Genomic DNA, 15,912 nt, shown 5'->3' with positions numbered 1-15,912 from the left:
GCCTTGCTGCACTGCACATTCCTTGACCTTGGATCGTGCGTATATGAATAATAGGTTCACTGGTGAACATACACCAGTGTCGTCTGGATTGGAAAGAGAAGTGGAAGGGGCAGTCGCAGCGCCGCCGGCGCGCTTCGCTTTTTCATGCGGGCGCGACGCGCACATGAGGTTCAACAACGACAACTTTGGAGACTGACATGGCGTTCGCAACCGGGCCGCACGCGGCCTGCCGCTTGATTCAAACGCGCAAGGCGCGCGCGTCGCTGCGCCTCGCCGCGAAGACCCTGTGCACGGCGGCCGTCTGCGCGGCCGCGTTCGGCGCAGCGGGAATGGCCCAGGCCGCGGACGCGAGCAAGGTCGGCCTCGGCCTGCCGCTGCTCACGTCGCCGTTCTGGCAGTCGTACAACAACTATCTCGGCGTGTACGCGAAACAGATGGGCATCGACATTCTCGCGCCCGTCAACTCGAACAACGACCCCGCGCAGCAGATCACCGACATGAACAACATGGTGAATCTGGGCGCGAAGGGCATCGTGGTCGGGCCGATCGATTCGGCCGCCATCAGCCGCGCGCTCGACAACGCCGCGCAAAAGAACGTCAAGGTCGTGGCCGTGGACGTGGCGCCCACCCAGGGCAACGTGGCGATGGTCGTGCGCGCCGACAATCACGCTTATGGCGAAAAGGCCTGCAAGTACATCGGCGAGCACGTGAAATCGGGCAAGGTCGTGCAGATCATGGGCGACCTCGCATCGGTGAACGGACGCGACCGCTCCGAGGCGTTCCGCGCCTGCCTGAAGAACTATCCGTCGCTGTCGCTGCTGGAGATTCCGGCGGCCTGGAAGGGCGATGTGGCCGCGAGCGCGCTCGACAGCCTGCTGACCGCGAACCCCGACGTCAAGGCGATCTACATGCAGGCGGGCGGCGTCTATCTCTCGCCCACGCTGCAAACGCTGCGCCGCAAGCAACTGCTGTTTCCGGCGGGCGACGCGAAGCATATCGTGATCGTCTCGAATGACGGCATTCCGCAGGAATACGAAGCGATCCGCAAGGGTGAGATCGACGCCACGATTTCGCAGCCCGCCGATCTCTACGCGAAATACGGCCTCTATTACATCAAGGCCGCGCTGGAGGGCAAGACGTTCAAGCCGGGCAAGACCGATCACGACAGCACCATCGTGCAGCTGCAGCCCGGCGTGCTCGAAGACCAGTTGCCCGCGCCGCTCGTGACGAAGCAGAACGTCGACGACAAGAACCTCTGGGGCAATACCGTCAAATGAGCGGTCAAATGAGCGGTCAAATGAGCGATCGAACGAGCGATCGAACGAGCGATCGAATCGAAGCCGCGCCGCTCGCGCTGTCACGCGAGCGCGCGGCGCGCTCGCTGCCGCCGGTGGTCGAGGCGAGCGGCGTGACCAAGCGCTTCGGCTCCACGGCGGCGCTGTCGAACGTGAGCCTGCGCGTGACGGCGGGCGAGTCGCACGCGCTCGTGGGGCGCAACGGCGCGGGCAAGTCCACGCTCGTGTCGATCTTCACGGGCCTGCGCAAGCCCGACGAAGGCGCGGTGCATTTCAACGGCGAGCCCGCCCCGCCCATCGCCGAGCGCGATGCGTGGCGCGAGCGCGTGGCCTGCGTCTATCAGCACTCGACGATCATCCGCGATCTCACGGTCGCGGAGAATCTGTTCATCAATCGTCAGCCGGTGAAGCGCGGCGTGATCGACTGGACGAGCATGCGCCGCGACGCGCGCGCGCTGCTCGACCACTGGCGCATCGACGTGCGCGAGGACGCGCGTGCGGGCGATCTCACGGTGGAGGCGCGCCAGCTTGTCGAGATCGCGCGGGCGCTCTCATACGGCGCGCGTTTCATCATCCTCGACGAACCCACCGCGCAGCTCGACGGCGAGGAAATCAAACGCCTTTTTCGCCGTATTGACGAATTGCAGCGCGAAGGCGTGACGTTCCTGTTCATCTCGCACCATTTGCAGGAGGTGTACGAGATTTGCCAGGCCGTCACGGTGCTGCGCGATGCGCGCCATATCGTCAGCGCGCCGGTTGCCGAGTTGCCGCGCGAACGCCTGATCGAAGCGATGACGGGCGAGCGCGGCGGCCTGAATGTGGCCGATGCCGCTGCGCGTGCCGCCTTGCCCGCCGACGCCGCACTCGCGCTCGACGTGCGCAACATCACGGGCGCCGACTACGCGAACGTCTCGCTGCAGATCCGGCGCGGCGAGGTCGTGGGTCTCACGGGCGCGACCAGCAGCGGACGCACGAGCGTGGGCGAGGCGATTGCGGGGCTCACGGCGCAGCAGTCGGGCGAGATCCGCGTGAACGGCGCGGCGCTCAAGCCCGGCGACGTGCCGCACGCGCTCGCGAGCGGCGTGGGCTGCGTGCCGAAGGACCGCCATCACGAAGGGCTCGTGCTCACGCAGTCGGTGGCCGAAAACGCGTCGATGACGATTGCGGGCCTGCTCGGCCGCCTCGGTTTTGCACCGCCCGCGAAGAAGCAGCAGGTAGGTAAACGCATGATCGAGGCGCTCGGCATCGTCGCACAGGGACCGGATCATGTGGTGTCGGGGCTTTCGGGCGGCAATCAGCAGAAGGTCGTGATGGCGCGCGCATTGGCAAGCAATCCTGATGTTCTCGTGCTGATCGATCCCACCGCGGGCGTCGATGTGAAATCGAAAGAAGCGCTGCTCTCGGTCGTCGACCGCGTGCGCGACGAAGGCAAGGCTGTGCTCGTGGTGTCGAGCGAACTCGACGATCTGCGCACCTGCGACCGTGTGCTCGTGATGTTTCGCGGCAACGTGGCGCAGGAATTCGCGGCGGGCTGGCAGGACCATGAACTGATTGCATCGGTCGAAGGAGTCGATCTCCATGAAGAATAGTGTTTCGACGCCCGCGTTCGCGGCCGCGCAAGGCGACCTCGCCGCCACGGGCAAACGCGCGCGTCCGCGCATCGAGTTCGCGCGTCTGCGCGATCTCGCGCTGCTGCCCGCGCTCGTGTTGCTGCTCGTGATCGGCGGCTTCGTGAGCCCGAGCTTTCTGACGAAGGCGAATCTGATCAGCGTGCTGGGCGCGTCGGCGGCGCTCGCGCTCGTCGTGCTCGCCGAGTCGCTGATCGTGCTGACCGGCAAGTTCGATCTCTCGCTCGAATCGACCGTGGGCATCGCGCCCGCCGTGGGCGCAATGCTTGTGATGCCGGCTGCGTCGGCGGGATTCGGTCTGCAATGGCCCGCGTTTGCGGGGCTGATCGCGATCGTCGCGGTGGGCGCGCTGATCGGCTTCGTCAACGGTTTTCTGGTGGTGCGGCTGCGCCTGAATGCGTTCATCGTCACGCTCGCGATGCTGATCGTGCTGCGCGGCATGCTGGTGGGCGCGACCAAGGGTGGCACGCTGTTCGACATGCCGCCGTCGTTCTTCGCGCTCGCCACCACCATCGTGCTCGGCCTGCCGCTCTCGGTGTGGCTCGCGGCGGCGGCGTTCGCGGTCGCGGCCTTCATGCTGCGCTATCACCGCGTGGGCCGCGCGCTCTACGCGATCGGCGGCAATCCCGATGCGGCACGCGCGGCGGGCATTCGCGTCGAGCGCATCACGTGGGGCGTGTTCGTGCTCGGCAGCATTCTCGCGGCGATCGGCGGGCTGATCGTGACGGGCTACGTGGGCGCGATCAACGCGAACCAGGGCAACGGCATGATCTTCACGGTGTTCGCGGCGGCCGTGATCGGCGGCATTTCGCTCGACGGCGGCAAGGGCACGATGTTCGGCGCGCTGCTGGGCGTGCTGCTGCTCGGCGTGGTGCAGAACCTGCTCACGCTCGCCCAGGTGCCGTCGTTCTGGGTGCAGGCGATCTACGGCGCGATCATCCTCGGCTCGCTGATGGTGGCGCGGCTCGCGGGCGGCGAAGCCCAGAACTGAACGCGGAGAAAGAACTTGAACAGCAGCCCCGGACACACCGATGCGCGCCTCATCCTGCTCGCGCCCGACGATAACTGCCTGATCGCCGCCGCGCGTCTCGCGGCGGGCGAGACGGTGGAGATCGAAGGCGAGCGCGTGACGCTCGCGACGACCATCGAACTGGGCCACAAGATCGCGCGGCGCGCGCTCGCGAAGGACGAAAAAGTGCTGCGCTACGGCGCGCGCATCGGTCACGTAACGGCGGACGTGCCGCGCGGCGCGCATCTGCATACGCACAACCTCGAAAGCGATTATTTGCCGACGTACACGCACGACGCGGGCCACGAGTTCGTGCCGCACCGCTAAGCAAGGGACATTGCCATGACTTCATCCAACGCCGAAGCCGCGCGCGCCGATGCGCCGATGCTCGAAGGCTGGCCGCGCAGCGACGGCCGCAAGGGCATCCGCAACGTGGTCGCCGTGGCTTATCTGGTCGAGTGCGCGCATCACGTGGCGCGCGAGATCGTCGCGCAGTTTCGCGAGCCGCTTTACGACGACGAACACGCGTTCGACGAGGCGCGCGTGTCGAACGAATCGCCCGTGCATCTGATCGGCTTTCCGGGCTGCTACCCGAACAGCTATGCCGAGAAGATGATGACGCGCCTCACCACGCATCCGAACGTGGGCGCGGTGCTGTTCGTTTCGCTGGGCTGCGAGAGCATGAACAAGCATTATCTGGTCGAGCAGGTGCGCGCGAGCGGACGCCCCGTGGAAGTGCTGACGATTCAGGAAAAGGGCGGCACGCGCAGCACGATTCAATATGGCGTCGACTGGGTGCGCGGCGCACGCGCGCAACTCGCGCAGCAAACGAAGGTGCCGATGCGGCTCGACGAACTCGTGGTCGGCACGATCTGCGGCGGCTCGGACGGCACGAGCGGCATCACGGCGAATCCGGCCGTGGGGCGTGCGTTCGATCATCTGATCGAAGCGGGTTCGGCCTGCATCTTCGAGGAAACCGGCGAGCTGGTGGGCTGCGAATATCACATGAAAAGCCGCGCGGCGCGGCCCGAACTCGGCGACGCCATCGTCGAATGCGTGGCGAAGGCGGCGCGCTATTACTCGATCCTCGGGCACGGTTCGTTCGCGGTCGGCAACGCCGACGGCGGGCTCACCACGCAAGAGGAAAAGTCGCTGGGCGCGTATGCGAAAAGCGGTGCTTCGCCGATCGTCGGCATCGTGAAGCCGGGCGATGTGCCGCCCACGGGCGGCCTGTATCTGCTCGACGTGGTGCCGGACGGCGAGCCACGTTTCGGATTCCCGAATATCAGCGACAACGCGGAAATCGCCGAACTGATCGCCTGCGGCGCGCATGTGATTCTGTTCACGACCGGGCGCGGCTCGGTGGTGGGGTCGGCGCTTTCGCCAGTCATCAAAGTGTGCGCGAATCCGCTCACGTATCGCAATCTCGCGGGCGACATGGATATCGACGCGGGCCGCATTCTCGAAGGCCGCGCGACGCTCGACGAAGTGGGCCGCGAAGTGTTCGACGTCACGCTCGCGGTCGCGCAAGGCGCACGGTCGAAGTCGGAATCGCTCGGGCATCAGGAATTCATTCTCACGTACAAGACGTTCGAGCCGGTCGGTCCCGCGTGCTTGCCCGCGAATGCGCGCGTGCCCGTGCATGTGGCCGTCGAGTATTGAATCGCCGATCAAACTGGAGACGAGCCGCATGGCGCAGGCATTTCATCCGCAGGTGACGCAGCGTCGGCGCATCGGGCGCACGGTGCTCGAAGTGAGCGCGCTGGGTCTCGGCACGGCGCCGCTCGGCGGCCTCTATCGCGACCTCAGCGACGAGGAAGCGCGCGCGACCGTCGATGCCGCGTGGGCCGCGGGCGTGCGTTATTTCGACACCGCGCCGCACTACGGCCACACGAAGGCGGAGCATCGTCTCGGCGATGCGCTGCGCCGTTATCCGCGTCATGAGTACGTGCTCTCGACGAAGGTCGGCCGCCGTTTCGTGCCGCGTGCGCACGCGTATGACGGCAGCGAAGGCTGGCAAAACCCGCTGCCGTTCGAGGCGATTTACGACTACACGCGCGACGGCATTTTGCGTTCGTTCGAAGATAGCCAGATGCGTCTGGGTCTCGTCGATATCGACATGCTGCTCGTGCATGACATCGGCCGCTTCACGCACGGCGATCGCAACGCGCATTACTGGCGGCAATTGAGCGAGGGCGGCGGCTTTCGCGCGCTCGATGAATTGCGCGCGTCGGGCGCGGTGAAGGCGATTGGTTTTGGCGTGAATGAGCGCGAAGTGATACGCGACGCGATGCGCGAATTCGATATCGATTGCGCGCTGCTCGCGGGCCGCTACACGCTGCTCGAACAGCAGCCGCTCGACGATCTGCTGCCCGCGTGCGTGGAGCGCGGCGTGAGCATCCTGCTCGGCGGCGCGTTCAATTCGGGCATTCTCGCGCGCGGCGTGTCGGGCGATCGCAAGTTTAATTACGGCGACGCGCCGCCCGAGGTGGTGGAGCGCGTGGCGCGACTCGAAGCGGTGTGCCGCCGATATGACGCGCCGCTCGCGGCGGCGGCCTTGCAGTTTCCATACGCGCATCCGGCCGTGGCGACGGTGCTCACGGGCGCGCGCAGCGCGGCGGAATTGCAGGAGAACGTGGCGTCGTTCGAGACGGCCTTGCCTGCGGAGCTTTGGCTGGCGTTGCGCGATGAGGGGCTGGTCGATGCGCGTGCGCCGTTGCCGAAAAAGTCCGCATCATGAGCGGCGATATCCTGCCCGAAGCGATCGACGCGCATCAGCATTACTGGGACCCCGCGCGCGGCGATTACGGCTGGCTCACGCCTGAGTTGAGCACGCTTTATCGACCGTTTCTGCCCGCCGATCTCGCGCCGCTGCGCGCGGCGTGCGGCGTCGCGCGCACGGTGCTCGTGCAGGCCGCGCAGACCGTCGAGGAAACGCGCTGGCTGCTCGATCTCGCGCGCGACGACGCGTCGATTGCGGGCGTGGTCGGCTGGGTGCCGCTCGACGATGCGCGCGCGCCCGAATTGATCGCCGAACTCGCGCGCGAACCGAAGCTGCGCGCCGTGCGTCCGATGCTGCAAGACCTGCACGACGACGACTGGATCGCCAACGCGCAGACGGCACGCGCCATCGACGCGCTGATTGAGCACGACCTCGCCTTCGATGCGCTGATCTTCACGCGCCACGCGCGCGCGCTCGAAACCTTTCTCGCGCGGCATCCGGCGTTGCGCGTGGTGATCGATCATGGTGCGAAGCCGCCGATCCGCGACGGCGGCATCGACTCGTCGGGTTTCGCGGCGTGGTCGCAAGCGATCGCGCGGCTCGCGCGCTTTCCGCAAGTGTTCTGCAAGGTGTCCGGGCTCGCGACGGAAGCCGCGCCGGGCTGGAGCGACTCGACGCTGCGCCCGTGGGTCGCGCATCTGCTCGAGTGCTTCGGCGCGCGCCGCCTGATGTGGGGCAGCGACTGGCCCGTGCTCAATCTCAACGGCGACTACACGCGCTGGCACGACTGCGCGCAGCAGCTTTTCGCGGATCTGAACGACGGCGAACGCGCCGCGATCTTCGGCGGCAACGCGGCGGCGTTTTATCGTTTGTCGCCGCTTCGATAGCCCGTTCCATAGCCGATTCGAACGCGGCAACGAATCTGGCTCGAACATGACGGCAAGCTGGCGCGAAACGGTCGCGAATCGGTCGCGAATCAGTCGCGAAGCGGTCTCACGCGCCGCGCCGTTCCAGCCGGTTAGAAAACATCCGCGCAAGCCGCACGATGCACGCGCCTCTGGCCATAATGGCCGTTTGCGGCATCGCATCGATCGGCATCCGGGATTCATCATCAATCGCGCTTTCTTTGGGAGTGGCAGATGGGACAACGACTGGCCGGCAAGACGGCCTTGATCACCGCGGCGGGCCAGGGCATCGGCTACGCGGCCGCCGAACTGTTCGCGCGCGAAGGCGCACGCGTGATCGCGACCGACCTGCGCATCGACGCGCTCAAGGCGCTGCCGGTCGAGGCGCGCAAGCTCGACGTGCTCGACGGCGCGGCGATCCGCGCGCTGGCCGCGGAAGTCGGCAAGGTCGACGTGCTGTTCAACTGCGCGGGCTTCGTGCACGCGGGCTCGATTCTCGAAGCGAGCGAGGAAGACTGGGACCTCGCCTTCGATCTGAACGCCAAGGCCATGTACCACACGATCCGCGCGTTTCTGCCCGCGATGCTGGAGGCGGGCGGCGGTTCGATCATCAATATGTCGTCGGCGGCGTCGAGCGTGAAGGGCGTGCCCAACCGCTTCGTCTACGGCGCGTCGAAGGCGGCTGTGATAGGGTTGACGAAGGCCGTGGCCGCCGACTTCGTGACGCGCGGCATCCGCTGCAACGCGATCTGCCCCGGCACCGTGGCCTCGCCTTCGCTGGAGGAGCGCATCGCGGCGCAGGCGGCGGCGCAGGGCACCACGGTCGACGCGGCGCGCGCCGCGTTCGTCGCGCGCCAGCCGATGGGCCGCGTGGGCAAGCCCGAGGAAATCGCGGCGCTCGCGCTCTATCTGGCCTCGGACGAGTCGGGCTTCACGACCGGCCAGGCGCATGTGATCGACGGCGGGTGGTCGAACTAGTTCGCTCCCTCGCGTGACAGGTCACGCTACATTCACGCGCGGCGCGCAGGCGTCGCGCACGAGACATCGAAGAGACAAGGAACACAGACGATGAAACTGCTCCGCTACGGCCCGAAGGGCCACGAAAAGCCCGGCCTGCTCGACGCCGAAGGCCGCATCCGCGCGCTTTCGGGCGCGGTCGCCGACATTGCCGGCGACGTGCTCTCCGACGCGGGCCTCGCGCAACTGCGCACGATCGATCCCGAAACGCTGCCGCTCGTCGAGGGCAATCCGCGTCTCGGTCCGTGCGTGGGCCACATCGGCAAGATGGTGTGTATCGGTCTGAACTATGCCGATCACGCCGCCGAATCGAACATGCCCGTGCCGGCCGAGCCCGTGGTGTTCAACAAGTGGACGAGCGCGATCGTCGGCCCGAACGACGACATCGAAATTCCGCGCGGCTCGGTCAAGACCGACTGGGAAGTGGAACTCGGCGTGGTGATCGGCAAGCCCACGAAGAACGTGAGCGAGGCCGAGGCGCTGAACCACGTGGCGGGCTACTGCGTGATCAACGACGTGTCGGAGCGCGAGTGGCAGATCGAGCGCGGCGGCCAGTGGGACAAGGGCAAGGGTTTCGATACGTTCGGCCCGACCGGCCCGTGGCTCGTCACGCGCGACGAGGTGCCCGATCCGCAGAATCTTTCGCTGTGGCTCGAAGTGGACGGCCATCGCTATCAGAACGGCAACACGCGCACGATGATCTTCACGGTCGCGAAGCTCGTGTCGTATCTCTCGCAGTGCATGAGCCTGCAGCCGGGCGATGTGATTTCCACCGGCACGCCGCCGGGCGTGGGCATGGGCGTGAAGCCGAACGCGATTTACCTGAAGGCGGGGCAGACGGTGCGCCTCGGCATCGAAGGGCTCGGCGAGCAGACGCAGAAGACGCGCGCCGCCGAATGACGGCGAACGTCTCGCTCCTGCGAGGCGATCGATAAGGAAACGGCCGCGGGCAATCCGCGGCCGTTTGTCTTTCAGCGCGGTAAGGGATGCCGCGCCGATGGTGTCATGACGTCAGGCCGAATGGCCGTTGTTGTCGCCGTTATCGCCCATGCGGTTGATGGTGCCTTGCGCGATCGCCACCAGCCGTTCGCCGCCATCCTCCATCACGAACACGCTGCACTGACAGGTGGCCTGCTGGCGTCCCGCGTGGATCACGCGCGCCCGCGCCATCAGCGTGCCGCCGATCGCCGGCCGCAGATAGTTGATCTTGTATTCGCCCGTCACCACGCGCGGCCCGAGCGCCAGCGCGCCCGCGAACGTGAGGGCGTTGTCGGCGAGATAGCTGATGACTCCGCCGTGCACGAAGCCGTGCTGCTGCTTGAGTTCGTCGCGCACGAGCAGGCGCAGGGTGAGCTCGTCGGCGCCGACGTGCATCAGTTCCGTGCCCAGCAACACGCTGAACGGCTGCGCGTGCAGCGCGCCGCGCGCGCGATCCACCAGATCTGTCATCGCTCATCCCCTGGGCTCGCGCCCCTCGGTTTCCTAACCACTCTAGGAAGCGTCTTGCGGCGGCGCAAGGTAAATCGAAGCGTCAATCGAAGATTCATCCCCGATATTGTTGCGAAAAACGGCGTCAATGATCTGGCGATTTTTTCTGCAATGCTGAATTTCGATTTTGACGCGGAAATTTCATGAAACTGGCCTCAATACAACGTTTGCCAGGCCGTAAACGCAGTGCGGGCGCGAGCGATCACATGCGAGCGCCGAACCTACTCACTGCCATCCCAGGGTGTTCAAGATGTTCAGCAAGATCAAGGTCGCATCCGGCCTGTTATGTGTTCTAGTCGCGTTCTGCGTACTCCAGCTCGTCACGGAGGGGCTCGGTTTCTGGGCGCTGACCCGCACGCACGACGACGTGAAGGACCTCTCCAAAGTCGCGCTGCGCCAGGCGAGCGCCGCCAACGACATCACCCAGCGTTTGATGGACGCGCGCATCAACCTGTCGCGCGCGGGCACCCGCCTGATTCGCGGCGGCGCGGCGCCGACCGAGATGATCGGCCATGCAAACGAGCAGCTTTCGGCCGCCGACCAGTCGTACGCGCAACTGACCGCCGTCGAGTCGATCAACGACGAGGACCGCGCGCGCGTGGCCGCGCTCGGCCAGCGTTATCAGGTCTATCACAAGGCGCTCGCCGAACTCGTGGACGACCTCAACGCGAATAACATCCAGGCCTTCCTCGATCAGCCGACGCAGTCGTATCAGGATGCCTACCTCGCCGAGTTGCAGGCGTTCACGCGCTTCACCGCCGCCGCGAGCCATGCGTCGCTCGACTCGATCGATACGCGCCTCGCGGTGTTCCAGACTGTCGGCATCATCATTCTGCTCGGGCTGATCGCGCTCGCGACCGGCGTGCATTACGCGCTGCGCCGCGGCGTGGTCGCGCCGCTCGAAGAAGCGGGCCGCCACTTCGACCGCATCGCGCGCGGCCATCTGGACGAAGTCATCGCGGCACGCGGCGACAACGAAATCGGCCGTCTCTTCCGCGGACTCGCGACGATGCAGGCGAGCCTCGCGCGCACGGTGCATACGGTGCGCGAGACGGCGGGTTCGATCAACGTGGGCGCCGATGAAATCGCGACCGGCAACGCCGACCTGTCGGCGCGCACGGAATCGCAGGCCGCGTCGCTCGAAGAAACGGCGGCCAGCATGGAGGAGTTGACCGGCACGGTGCGCAACACCGCCGAGAACGCCCGCGAGGCGAACCAGCTTGCCGAAGCGGCGCTCGACGCCACGTCGCGCGGCAGCAACGTCGTCGGCGAAGTGGTCGAGCGCATGCACGGCATCGCGAAAAGCTCGGACAAGATCGCCGAGATCATCGGCGTGATCGACGGCATCGCGTTCCAGACCAACATCCTCGCGCTGAACGCGGCCGTCGAAGCGGCGCGCGCGGGCGAGCAGGGCCGCGGCTTCGCGGTCGTGGCGGGCGAGGTGCGCGGCCTCGCGCAGCGCAGCGCGCAGTCGGCGAAGGAAATCAAGACGCTGATCAGCGAGTCGGTTTCGCAGATTCGCGGCGGCGCGGAACTGGTCGAGCGCGCGGGCGAGTCGATGCGCGAAGTGTCGGCGTCGATTTCGCGCGCCACGCAGATGATGGCGGGCATCAGCGCCTCGTCGCTCGAACAGAGCGCGGGCATCGATCAGGTGAATACGGCGGTGTCGCAGATGGACCAGATGACGCAGCAGAACGCGGCGCTGGTCGAGGAAGCGGCGGCGGCGGCTTCGTCGCTGCATCAGCAGACGCGTCAGCTCGCCGAAGCCGTGGCGGCCTTCGAAATCTCGCCGGCGGTGCTGGCCGAAGGCCGTGCGCTCGCGCCGATGGCCTCGCGCGCGGAACCGTCGGTCGGGTCGGCGATGGCCGGGGCGTATTAAACGGCGCGATGGCTGCCGCCTTTGTGGGCGGCGGCTTATCGAAGTCAGCACAACGGCGCGGAATTCCCGCGCCGTTGTCGTTTTCAGGCTCGCTCAGCCGCTTGGTCGTTTAGTCGCGCGGCAGCGCCTGATAGGCCGTCAGCAGGTGATACGGCGTGGTCGACGGCATGTCGGCGCGCGCAACCGCGCCGCTCGCGTCGCGGCATTCCACCCAGCCTTGCGGCGTGATGAAGCGCTGCTCGAACTTGCCGATCTGCGCGTCGAGCGTGGCGCGCACAACGGCATCGCCGTGCGTGGCGATCGCGCGCAGATACTCCGTCTGCGCCCAGATGCGCTGCGTGGCGTCGCTCACGCGGCCCTGTTCGTCGGTGGCGGCGGCCACGGCGCCCGTGACCGGGTCCACGCCGTGCTCCACCGCAAAGGCGAACGCGCGCACGAGCGCTTCCTGCATCCCCGAATCGCCGAGCCGCGCCGCGCCGGCCTGCGCCGCGAGCCAGAACCACTCGAACTGATGGCCGGGCTCCAGGCGATTGTCCGCCGCGCCCAGCGGCAGCTCCGCGATGCAGCCCGTGGGCGCGTGCAGGAAGCCGCGCGCGACGGCTTCGATGAGCCGCGTGATGGCCGTGTCGAACGCGGCGTCGCCGGTGGCTTCGCGCGCGACGAGCCAGGCTTCGGTCAGATGCATCAGCGGGTTTTGCACCGGCGTGCCCGTGACCGTGCCGAATGCGGCGTCGAGCGACGCGTTGAGCAGGCCGTCGCGGGCCGCGAAGCGGTCGACGATCAGCGACGAGGTCTCGCGCGCCGTGTCGAGCGCTTCCGTCACGCCGAAGCGCTGGCCGTACGCCGAGCACGCGAACACCACGAACGCATGCGTGTAGAGGTCCTTGGTGGTGTCGAGCGGCGCGCCGTGCGGATCGACGCTATAGAACCAACCGCCGCGCGTGCGGTCCTGAAAGGCATGTCGCAGCGAATCGAACAGCGTGTGCGCGTGGGCGTCGTCGCCGGCCTGCGTGAACACGAAGAGCTGGCGGGCGCAGGCCATCGCGCGATAACGCGTGTCGGGCAGCGGCGCGGCGTGGCCGTCGCGCACGGCGAGCGCTTCGTGCGGCAGACGCAGCGCCGTGTTGAAGCCGGGGCCGCGCCAGAGGGGCAGCACGATGCGGTCGAAATGATCGCGCAGGCTGGCTGCGCCGGTAGAGGTGTTCATGAATTGTGTAGGCGCGACAGGGGGCGCGCGAAGCCGGACAGTGTCCGCGATTGTACGCTTGGGCTCCTTCGCATCGAAGATCGGGCCGGGCGGGCGAAGCAGGCTGCGGTGCGCCGCGGCAATTCTAACGACGGGGCAGCCCGCGCCCGATGCGGGACGATCGAGCCGCGGAGCGCGCCCACGATAAAAACGGAGAGCAATACCATGATCAACAACTGGGAAATCGTCGCGCGCCTCGTGATGGCCGCGCTGCTGGGCAGCGTGATCGGCTTCGAGCGCGAGCGGCTCTCGTGGGCGGCCGGGCTGCGCACGCACATGCTCGTGTGCGTGGGCTCGGCGCTCATCATGATCGTCTCGGCGTTCGGCTTCGCGGACGTGATCAACGGCGAGCACGTCGTGCTCGACCCGTCGCGGATGGCGGCGCAGGTGGTCTCGGGCATCGGCTTCCTGGGCGCGGGCTCGATCCTGTTACGCGGCGAGATCGTGCGCGGCCTGACGACCGCCGCGAGCCTCTGGTCGGTCGCGGCCATCGGCCTCGCGGTGGGCGGCGGGCTCTATACGGCGTCGATCGCGGCGACCGTGATCATCCTCATCATCCTCGCGGGCCTCAAGCCGCTCGAACGGCGCTTCATCACGTTCCGGCAGCGCCGCCGCATCTCGCTGCTGGTTGATCGCGGCGCGCTCACGTTCCATTCGCTGCACGACGCGCTCGGCGTCTCCAGCCCGCGCGTCAAGCAGTTCGTGGTCCAGCAAAGCGACGACTCGCCCGAACTCGACGAGGTGATGATCGTGCTGAGCCGCGTCTCGTCGCCCGAATACCTGTCGATTTGCGACGCGCTGAAGAAGCTGCCCGTGGTGAGAGAGTTCCGCGAGGACGGACCGCAAAGCTGATCGAACGCATGCGTCACGCATGTTTCATATTGGCCAGGGGGACAGGGCGAACGTTTGCGGATAAGATGGCTGCCCATGGGCGCGCGACCGATGAGACCACGGGCGCCCGAGGAGCGAGCGCGGCTGTCGCACTGCGGCCAGGCGGGACGGCCGTGCGACGCGAAGTCAATAAGATGCAAGCCCTGTCGTTGATCCATGGCCGAACCCGTCAATCAAGCAGACAACGGACTGTCGAGTCCCGAGCGCGCGTCACGCGGCGCAGCTTCCCGGCGTCGCAGCCCGGCGCAATCCCTCGAATCCCCCGATCCGCAAACGCCCGATGCGCGCGAATTGAGCACGCTCGACCTGTTCGGCGATAGCCCGGACGACGGCGCGGCGGATCCTACGGCGTCTGCTGGCGCCGAGGCGGCGTCGCCGGAGGCCGTGAGCCTGCGCGCGCCGCGGCTTTCGCCTGCAAGCGCGTCGTCGTCCTCATCCACGCCCACGCCTGCCGCGCGGCGGGCCGCGCGTCCGAAAGCGCCGATGACGCCGATGGCGGAGGCCGGAGCGGGCGCGTTCGGTGTGGATGCGCCGCGCGTCGAGCCAGTGTTTGCGGCGGTGCTTTCTCCTGCGCCCATGCCGGTTTCTGCTGCGGCTGAGCCTGCTGGCGAAGCGCAGACGCCTCCCGCCACCCCCGCCGTGGATGCGCGCGCCGAGCCCTTCGATTTCGCGCCGCCGGTTGCTTCCGCCCAAACCGCGTCGCCGATCGACCCGGCCGCGCCGGGCTGGGAGCCGTTCGTGCCCTTCGCCCCGGCAACGGGCGCGGCTGCGGCCGCCGCGAGCTTCGACTCCGCCTCGGATTTCAAACCGGCCGCGAGTCCCGAACCCGCGCTGGCCGCCTGGCGCGCCGACACCGTCGCGGCGCTCGCCGCACAGGCGCGCCGGACGAAGTGGATGCTCATCGCGGCGGTGACGGCGCTGGCCGTCACGGTGGTCGTGGCGATCGCCCAGACGCTGATGATCGCGACGCTGTCGTCCGATAACCTGGCGCAGCAGCAGCGCATCGAGGTGCAGATGCAGAAGCAGCAGGCCTCGCTGGACGCCATGTCGGCGCAACTCGCGGCTGCTGCCGCCGCGCCGGTCGCCGCGGTCGCTCCGCCCGCACCCGCGCCCGCGCCGGTCAGCAAACCGGCCGCACCGGCCGAGCCGCGCCATGTGAAGCGCGCGGCGAAGCCCGCCGAGCGCGCAGCCGCGCACGCCACGAGCCGGACCAAAGCGCACGCGCATTCCCAGCAGACCGCGCGCTAGGCCCGTCTCGCGACCTTTTCTTTTCGACCCCTAAATCACAGGATGCCTATGTGTTGCCTTGACGCAACGCATAGGCATGCGAAATTGCCTATGCGACGCGCTGCCGCAGTTTTTTTGCTGCATCGCACTAGCGTTGGCCTAGGGAAAACCCTATAATCGTTTCTGTCAGGGAAAACCCTTAACGCCAAACCAACCGGGAGTCGCCATGAGCTATATCCTCGCACTGATCCAAAAGGTGAGCGACCTCTTCGCGTCGCCGTATCTGCCGATGGATGCTGACTATTCGTACGCAGCGCGTCACCGCGAAGCCGAACGCATCCGCCGCTCGCAGTACACGCCTTTCGGCCTGCCGCGCGACTAAGTCGAACGGTCCGAAGGCAATCGAGGCGCCGCGTAGGGCGCGCCTCATCTGCACAGAACACGCCGTACAAAGCCGGCTCTCGAAAGAGAGCCGGCTTTTTGCATTGGGGGCGCGATCGGCTATTGGCCCGATCAGCGATTAAGTGCCAACTCTCGCGAGAAAATTAATAAGGATAGCGATTTAAATTGGAATGCATGACGACATCTCGAATCAATGTCGCTCG

General features: G+C 67.0%; 15 protein-coding genes. 13 read left to right on the top strand and 2 right to left on the bottom strand.

All coding sequences use genetic code 11. From position 1 onward, the window contains the following. Nucleotides 1-329 precede the first annotated feature (329 nt). From U4Y88_RS30425 to U4Y88_RS30385, 9 genes are all read left to right on the top strand, one after another. Nucleotides 330-1,277, top strand: coding sequence for a sugar ABC transporter substrate-binding protein (locus tag U4Y88_RS30425; RefSeq protein WP_310633697.1), 948 nt, complete (start codon nucleotides 330-332; stop codon nucleotides 1,275-1,277). A 20-nt stretch (nucleotides 1,278-1,297) separates the two neighbouring features. Further along, entirely contained in the window at nucleotides 1,298-2,884 is a 1,587-nt protein-coding gene (locus tag U4Y88_RS30420; protein ID WP_321788482.1) for a sugar ABC transporter ATP-binding protein, read from the top strand. Then, nucleotides 2,874-3,914: an ABC transporter permease gene (locus U4Y88_RS30415; protein WP_224018038.1), complete on the top strand. Its 1,041-nt coding sequence runs from the start codon at nucleotides 2,874-2,876 to the stop codon at nucleotides 3,912-3,914. Before U4Y88_RS30420 ends, U4Y88_RS30415 begins: the two co-directional genes overlap by 11 nt. A gap of 15 nt (nucleotides 3,915-3,929) precedes the next feature. Further along, nucleotides 3,930-4,259, top strand: a complete 330-nt coding sequence (locus U4Y88_RS30410; protein ID WP_310633689.1) for a UxaA family hydrolase — start codon at nucleotides 3,930-3,932, stop codon at nucleotides 4,257-4,259. 15 nt (nucleotides 4,260-4,274) lie between these two features. Then, complete coding sequence (locus U4Y88_RS30405; RefSeq protein WP_321788480.1) at nucleotides 4,275-5,594, top strand: UxaA family hydrolase; 1,320 nt, start codon at nucleotides 4,275-4,277, stop codon at nucleotides 5,592-5,594. Between the two features lie 28 nt (nucleotides 5,595-5,622). Then, entirely contained in the window at nucleotides 5,623-6,672 is a 1,050-nt protein-coding gene (locus U4Y88_RS30400; RefSeq protein WP_321788478.1) for an aldo/keto reductase, read from the top strand. Then, on the top strand, nucleotides 6,669-7,541 hold the full coding sequence (locus U4Y88_RS30395; RefSeq protein ID WP_321788476.1) for an amidohydrolase family protein: 873 nt from the start codon (nucleotides 6,669-6,671) through the stop codon (nucleotides 7,539-7,541). The genes U4Y88_RS30400 and U4Y88_RS30395 overlap by 4 nt, the downstream gene beginning before the upstream one ends. A gap of 252 nt (nucleotides 7,542-7,793) precedes the next feature. After that, nucleotides 7,794-8,537, top strand: a complete 744-nt coding sequence (locus tag U4Y88_RS30390; RefSeq protein WP_224018029.1) for an SDR family oxidoreductase — start codon at nucleotides 7,794-7,796, stop codon at nucleotides 8,535-8,537. 90 nt (nucleotides 8,538-8,627) lie between these two features. Next, nucleotides 8,628-9,476 carry an ureidoglycolate lyase gene (locus tag U4Y88_RS30385; RefSeq protein ID WP_224018027.1) on the top strand — a complete coding sequence of 283 codons (849 nt, stop codon included), beginning with the start codon at nucleotides 8,628-8,630 and terminating at the stop codon, nucleotides 9,474-9,476. A 111-nt stretch (nucleotides 9,477-9,587) separates the two neighbouring features. Here U4Y88_RS30385 and U4Y88_RS30380 read toward each other — a convergent pair whose 3' ends face one another. Further along, the gene (locus U4Y88_RS30380; protein ID WP_310633685.1) at nucleotides 9,588-10,025 is read right to left on the bottom strand and encodes a PaaI family thioesterase; all 438 of its coding nucleotides are present in this window, start codon (nucleotides 10,023-10,025) and stop codon (nucleotides 9,588-9,590) included. A gap of 289 nt (nucleotides 10,026-10,314) precedes the next feature. Between U4Y88_RS30380 and U4Y88_RS30375 the strand changes: the two genes are divergently transcribed. Further along, on the top strand, nucleotides 10,315-11,943 hold the full coding sequence (locus U4Y88_RS30375; protein WP_224018024.1) for a methyl-accepting chemotaxis protein: 1,629 nt from the start codon (nucleotides 10,315-10,317) through the stop codon (nucleotides 11,941-11,943). A 109-nt stretch (nucleotides 11,944-12,052) separates the two neighbouring features. Here U4Y88_RS30375 and U4Y88_RS30370 read toward each other — a convergent pair whose 3' ends face one another. Beyond that, nucleotides 12,053-13,150 (bottom strand): AGE family epimerase/isomerase, encoded by a 1,098-nt coding sequence (locus tag U4Y88_RS30370; RefSeq protein ID WP_321788474.1) that lies wholly within the window; start codon nucleotides 13,148-13,150, stop codon nucleotides 12,053-12,055. 204 nt (nucleotides 13,151-13,354) lie between these two features. Here U4Y88_RS30370 and U4Y88_RS30365 point away from each other — a divergent pair, with 204 nt between their 5' ends. The 3 genes from U4Y88_RS30365 (at nucleotide 13,355) to U4Y88_RS30355 (ending at nucleotide 15,689) form a co-directional block, all read left to right on the top strand. Then, nucleotides 13,355-14,041, top strand: coding sequence for an MgtC/SapB family protein (locus U4Y88_RS30365; RefSeq protein WP_224018020.1), 687 nt, complete (start codon nucleotides 13,355-13,357; stop codon nucleotides 14,039-14,041). A gap of 195 nt (nucleotides 14,042-14,236) precedes the next feature. After that, nucleotides 14,237-15,328, top strand: coding sequence for a hypothetical protein (locus U4Y88_RS30360; protein WP_321788472.1), 1,092 nt, complete (start codon nucleotides 14,237-14,239; stop codon nucleotides 15,326-15,328). Nucleotides 15,329-15,533: 205 nt separating this feature from the next. Further along, nucleotides 15,534-15,689 carry a hypothetical protein gene (locus U4Y88_RS30355; RefSeq protein WP_167371389.1) on the top strand — a complete coding sequence of 52 codons (156 nt, stop codon included), beginning with the start codon at nucleotides 15,534-15,536 and terminating at the stop codon, nucleotides 15,687-15,689. The last annotated feature ends 223 nt before the right edge of the window (nucleotides 15,690-15,912 follow it).

The organism is Paraburkholderia sp. J94, from assembly GCF_905220285.1.
Taxonomy (GTDB): domain Bacteria; phylum Pseudomonadota; class Gammaproteobacteria; order Burkholderiales; family Burkholderiaceae; genus Paraburkholderia; species Paraburkholderia tropica_A.
Note: the sequence above shows the minus strand (reverse complement) of the source record. Positions and strands in the feature narration are given on the sequence as shown.

Excerpts from the sequence above, each read along its gene's own strand:
- U4Y88_RS30360 (WP_321788472.1), top strand. The coding sequence starts at position 14,237 with ATGGCCGAACCCGTCAATCAAGCAGACAACGGACTGTCGAGTCCCGAG.
- U4Y88_RS30415 (WP_224018038.1), top strand. The coding sequence starts at position 2,874 with ATGAAGAATAGTGTTTCGACGCCCGCGTTCGCGGCCGCGCAAGGCGAC.
- U4Y88_RS30365 (WP_224018020.1), top strand. The coding sequence starts at position 13,355 with ATGATCAACAACTGGGAAATCGTCGCGCGCCTCGTGATGGCCGCGCTG.
- U4Y88_RS30425 (WP_310633697.1), top strand. The coding sequence starts at position 330 with ATGGCCCAGGCCGCGGACGCGAGCAAGGTCGGCCTCGGCCTGCCGCTG.
- U4Y88_RS30370 (WP_321788474.1), bottom strand. The coding sequence starts at position 13,150 with ATGAACACCTCTACCGGCGCAGCCAGCCTGCGCGATCATTTCGACCGC.
- U4Y88_RS30420 (WP_321788482.1), top strand. The coding sequence starts at position 1,298 with ATGAGCGATCGAACGAGCGATCGAACGAGCGATCGAATCGAAGCCGCG.
- U4Y88_RS30405 (WP_321788480.1), top strand. The coding sequence starts at position 4,275 with ATGACTTCATCCAACGCCGAAGCCGCGCGCGCCGATGCGCCGATGCTC.
- U4Y88_RS30380 (WP_310633685.1), bottom strand. The coding sequence starts at position 10,025 with ATGACAGATCTGGTGGATCGCGCGCGCGGCGCGCTGCACGCGCAGCCG.
- U4Y88_RS30400 (WP_321788478.1), top strand. The coding sequence starts at position 5,623 with ATGGCGCAGGCATTTCATCCGCAGGTGACGCAGCGTCGGCGCATCGGG.
- U4Y88_RS30395 (WP_321788476.1), top strand. The coding sequence starts at position 6,669 with ATGAGCGGCGATATCCTGCCCGAAGCGATCGACGCGCATCAGCATTAC.
- U4Y88_RS30375 (WP_224018024.1), top strand. The coding sequence starts at position 10,315 with ATGTTCAGCAAGATCAAGGTCGCATCCGGCCTGTTATGTGTTCTAGTC.
- U4Y88_RS30385 (WP_224018027.1), top strand. The coding sequence starts at position 8,628 with ATGAAACTGCTCCGCTACGGCCCGAAGGGCCACGAAAAGCCCGGCCTG.
- U4Y88_RS30390 (WP_224018029.1), top strand. The coding sequence starts at position 7,794 with ATGGGACAACGACTGGCCGGCAAGACGGCCTTGATCACCGCGGCGGGC.
- U4Y88_RS30355 (WP_167371389.1), top strand. The coding sequence starts at position 15,534 with ATGAGCTATATCCTCGCACTGATCCAAAAGGTGAGCGACCTCTTCGCG.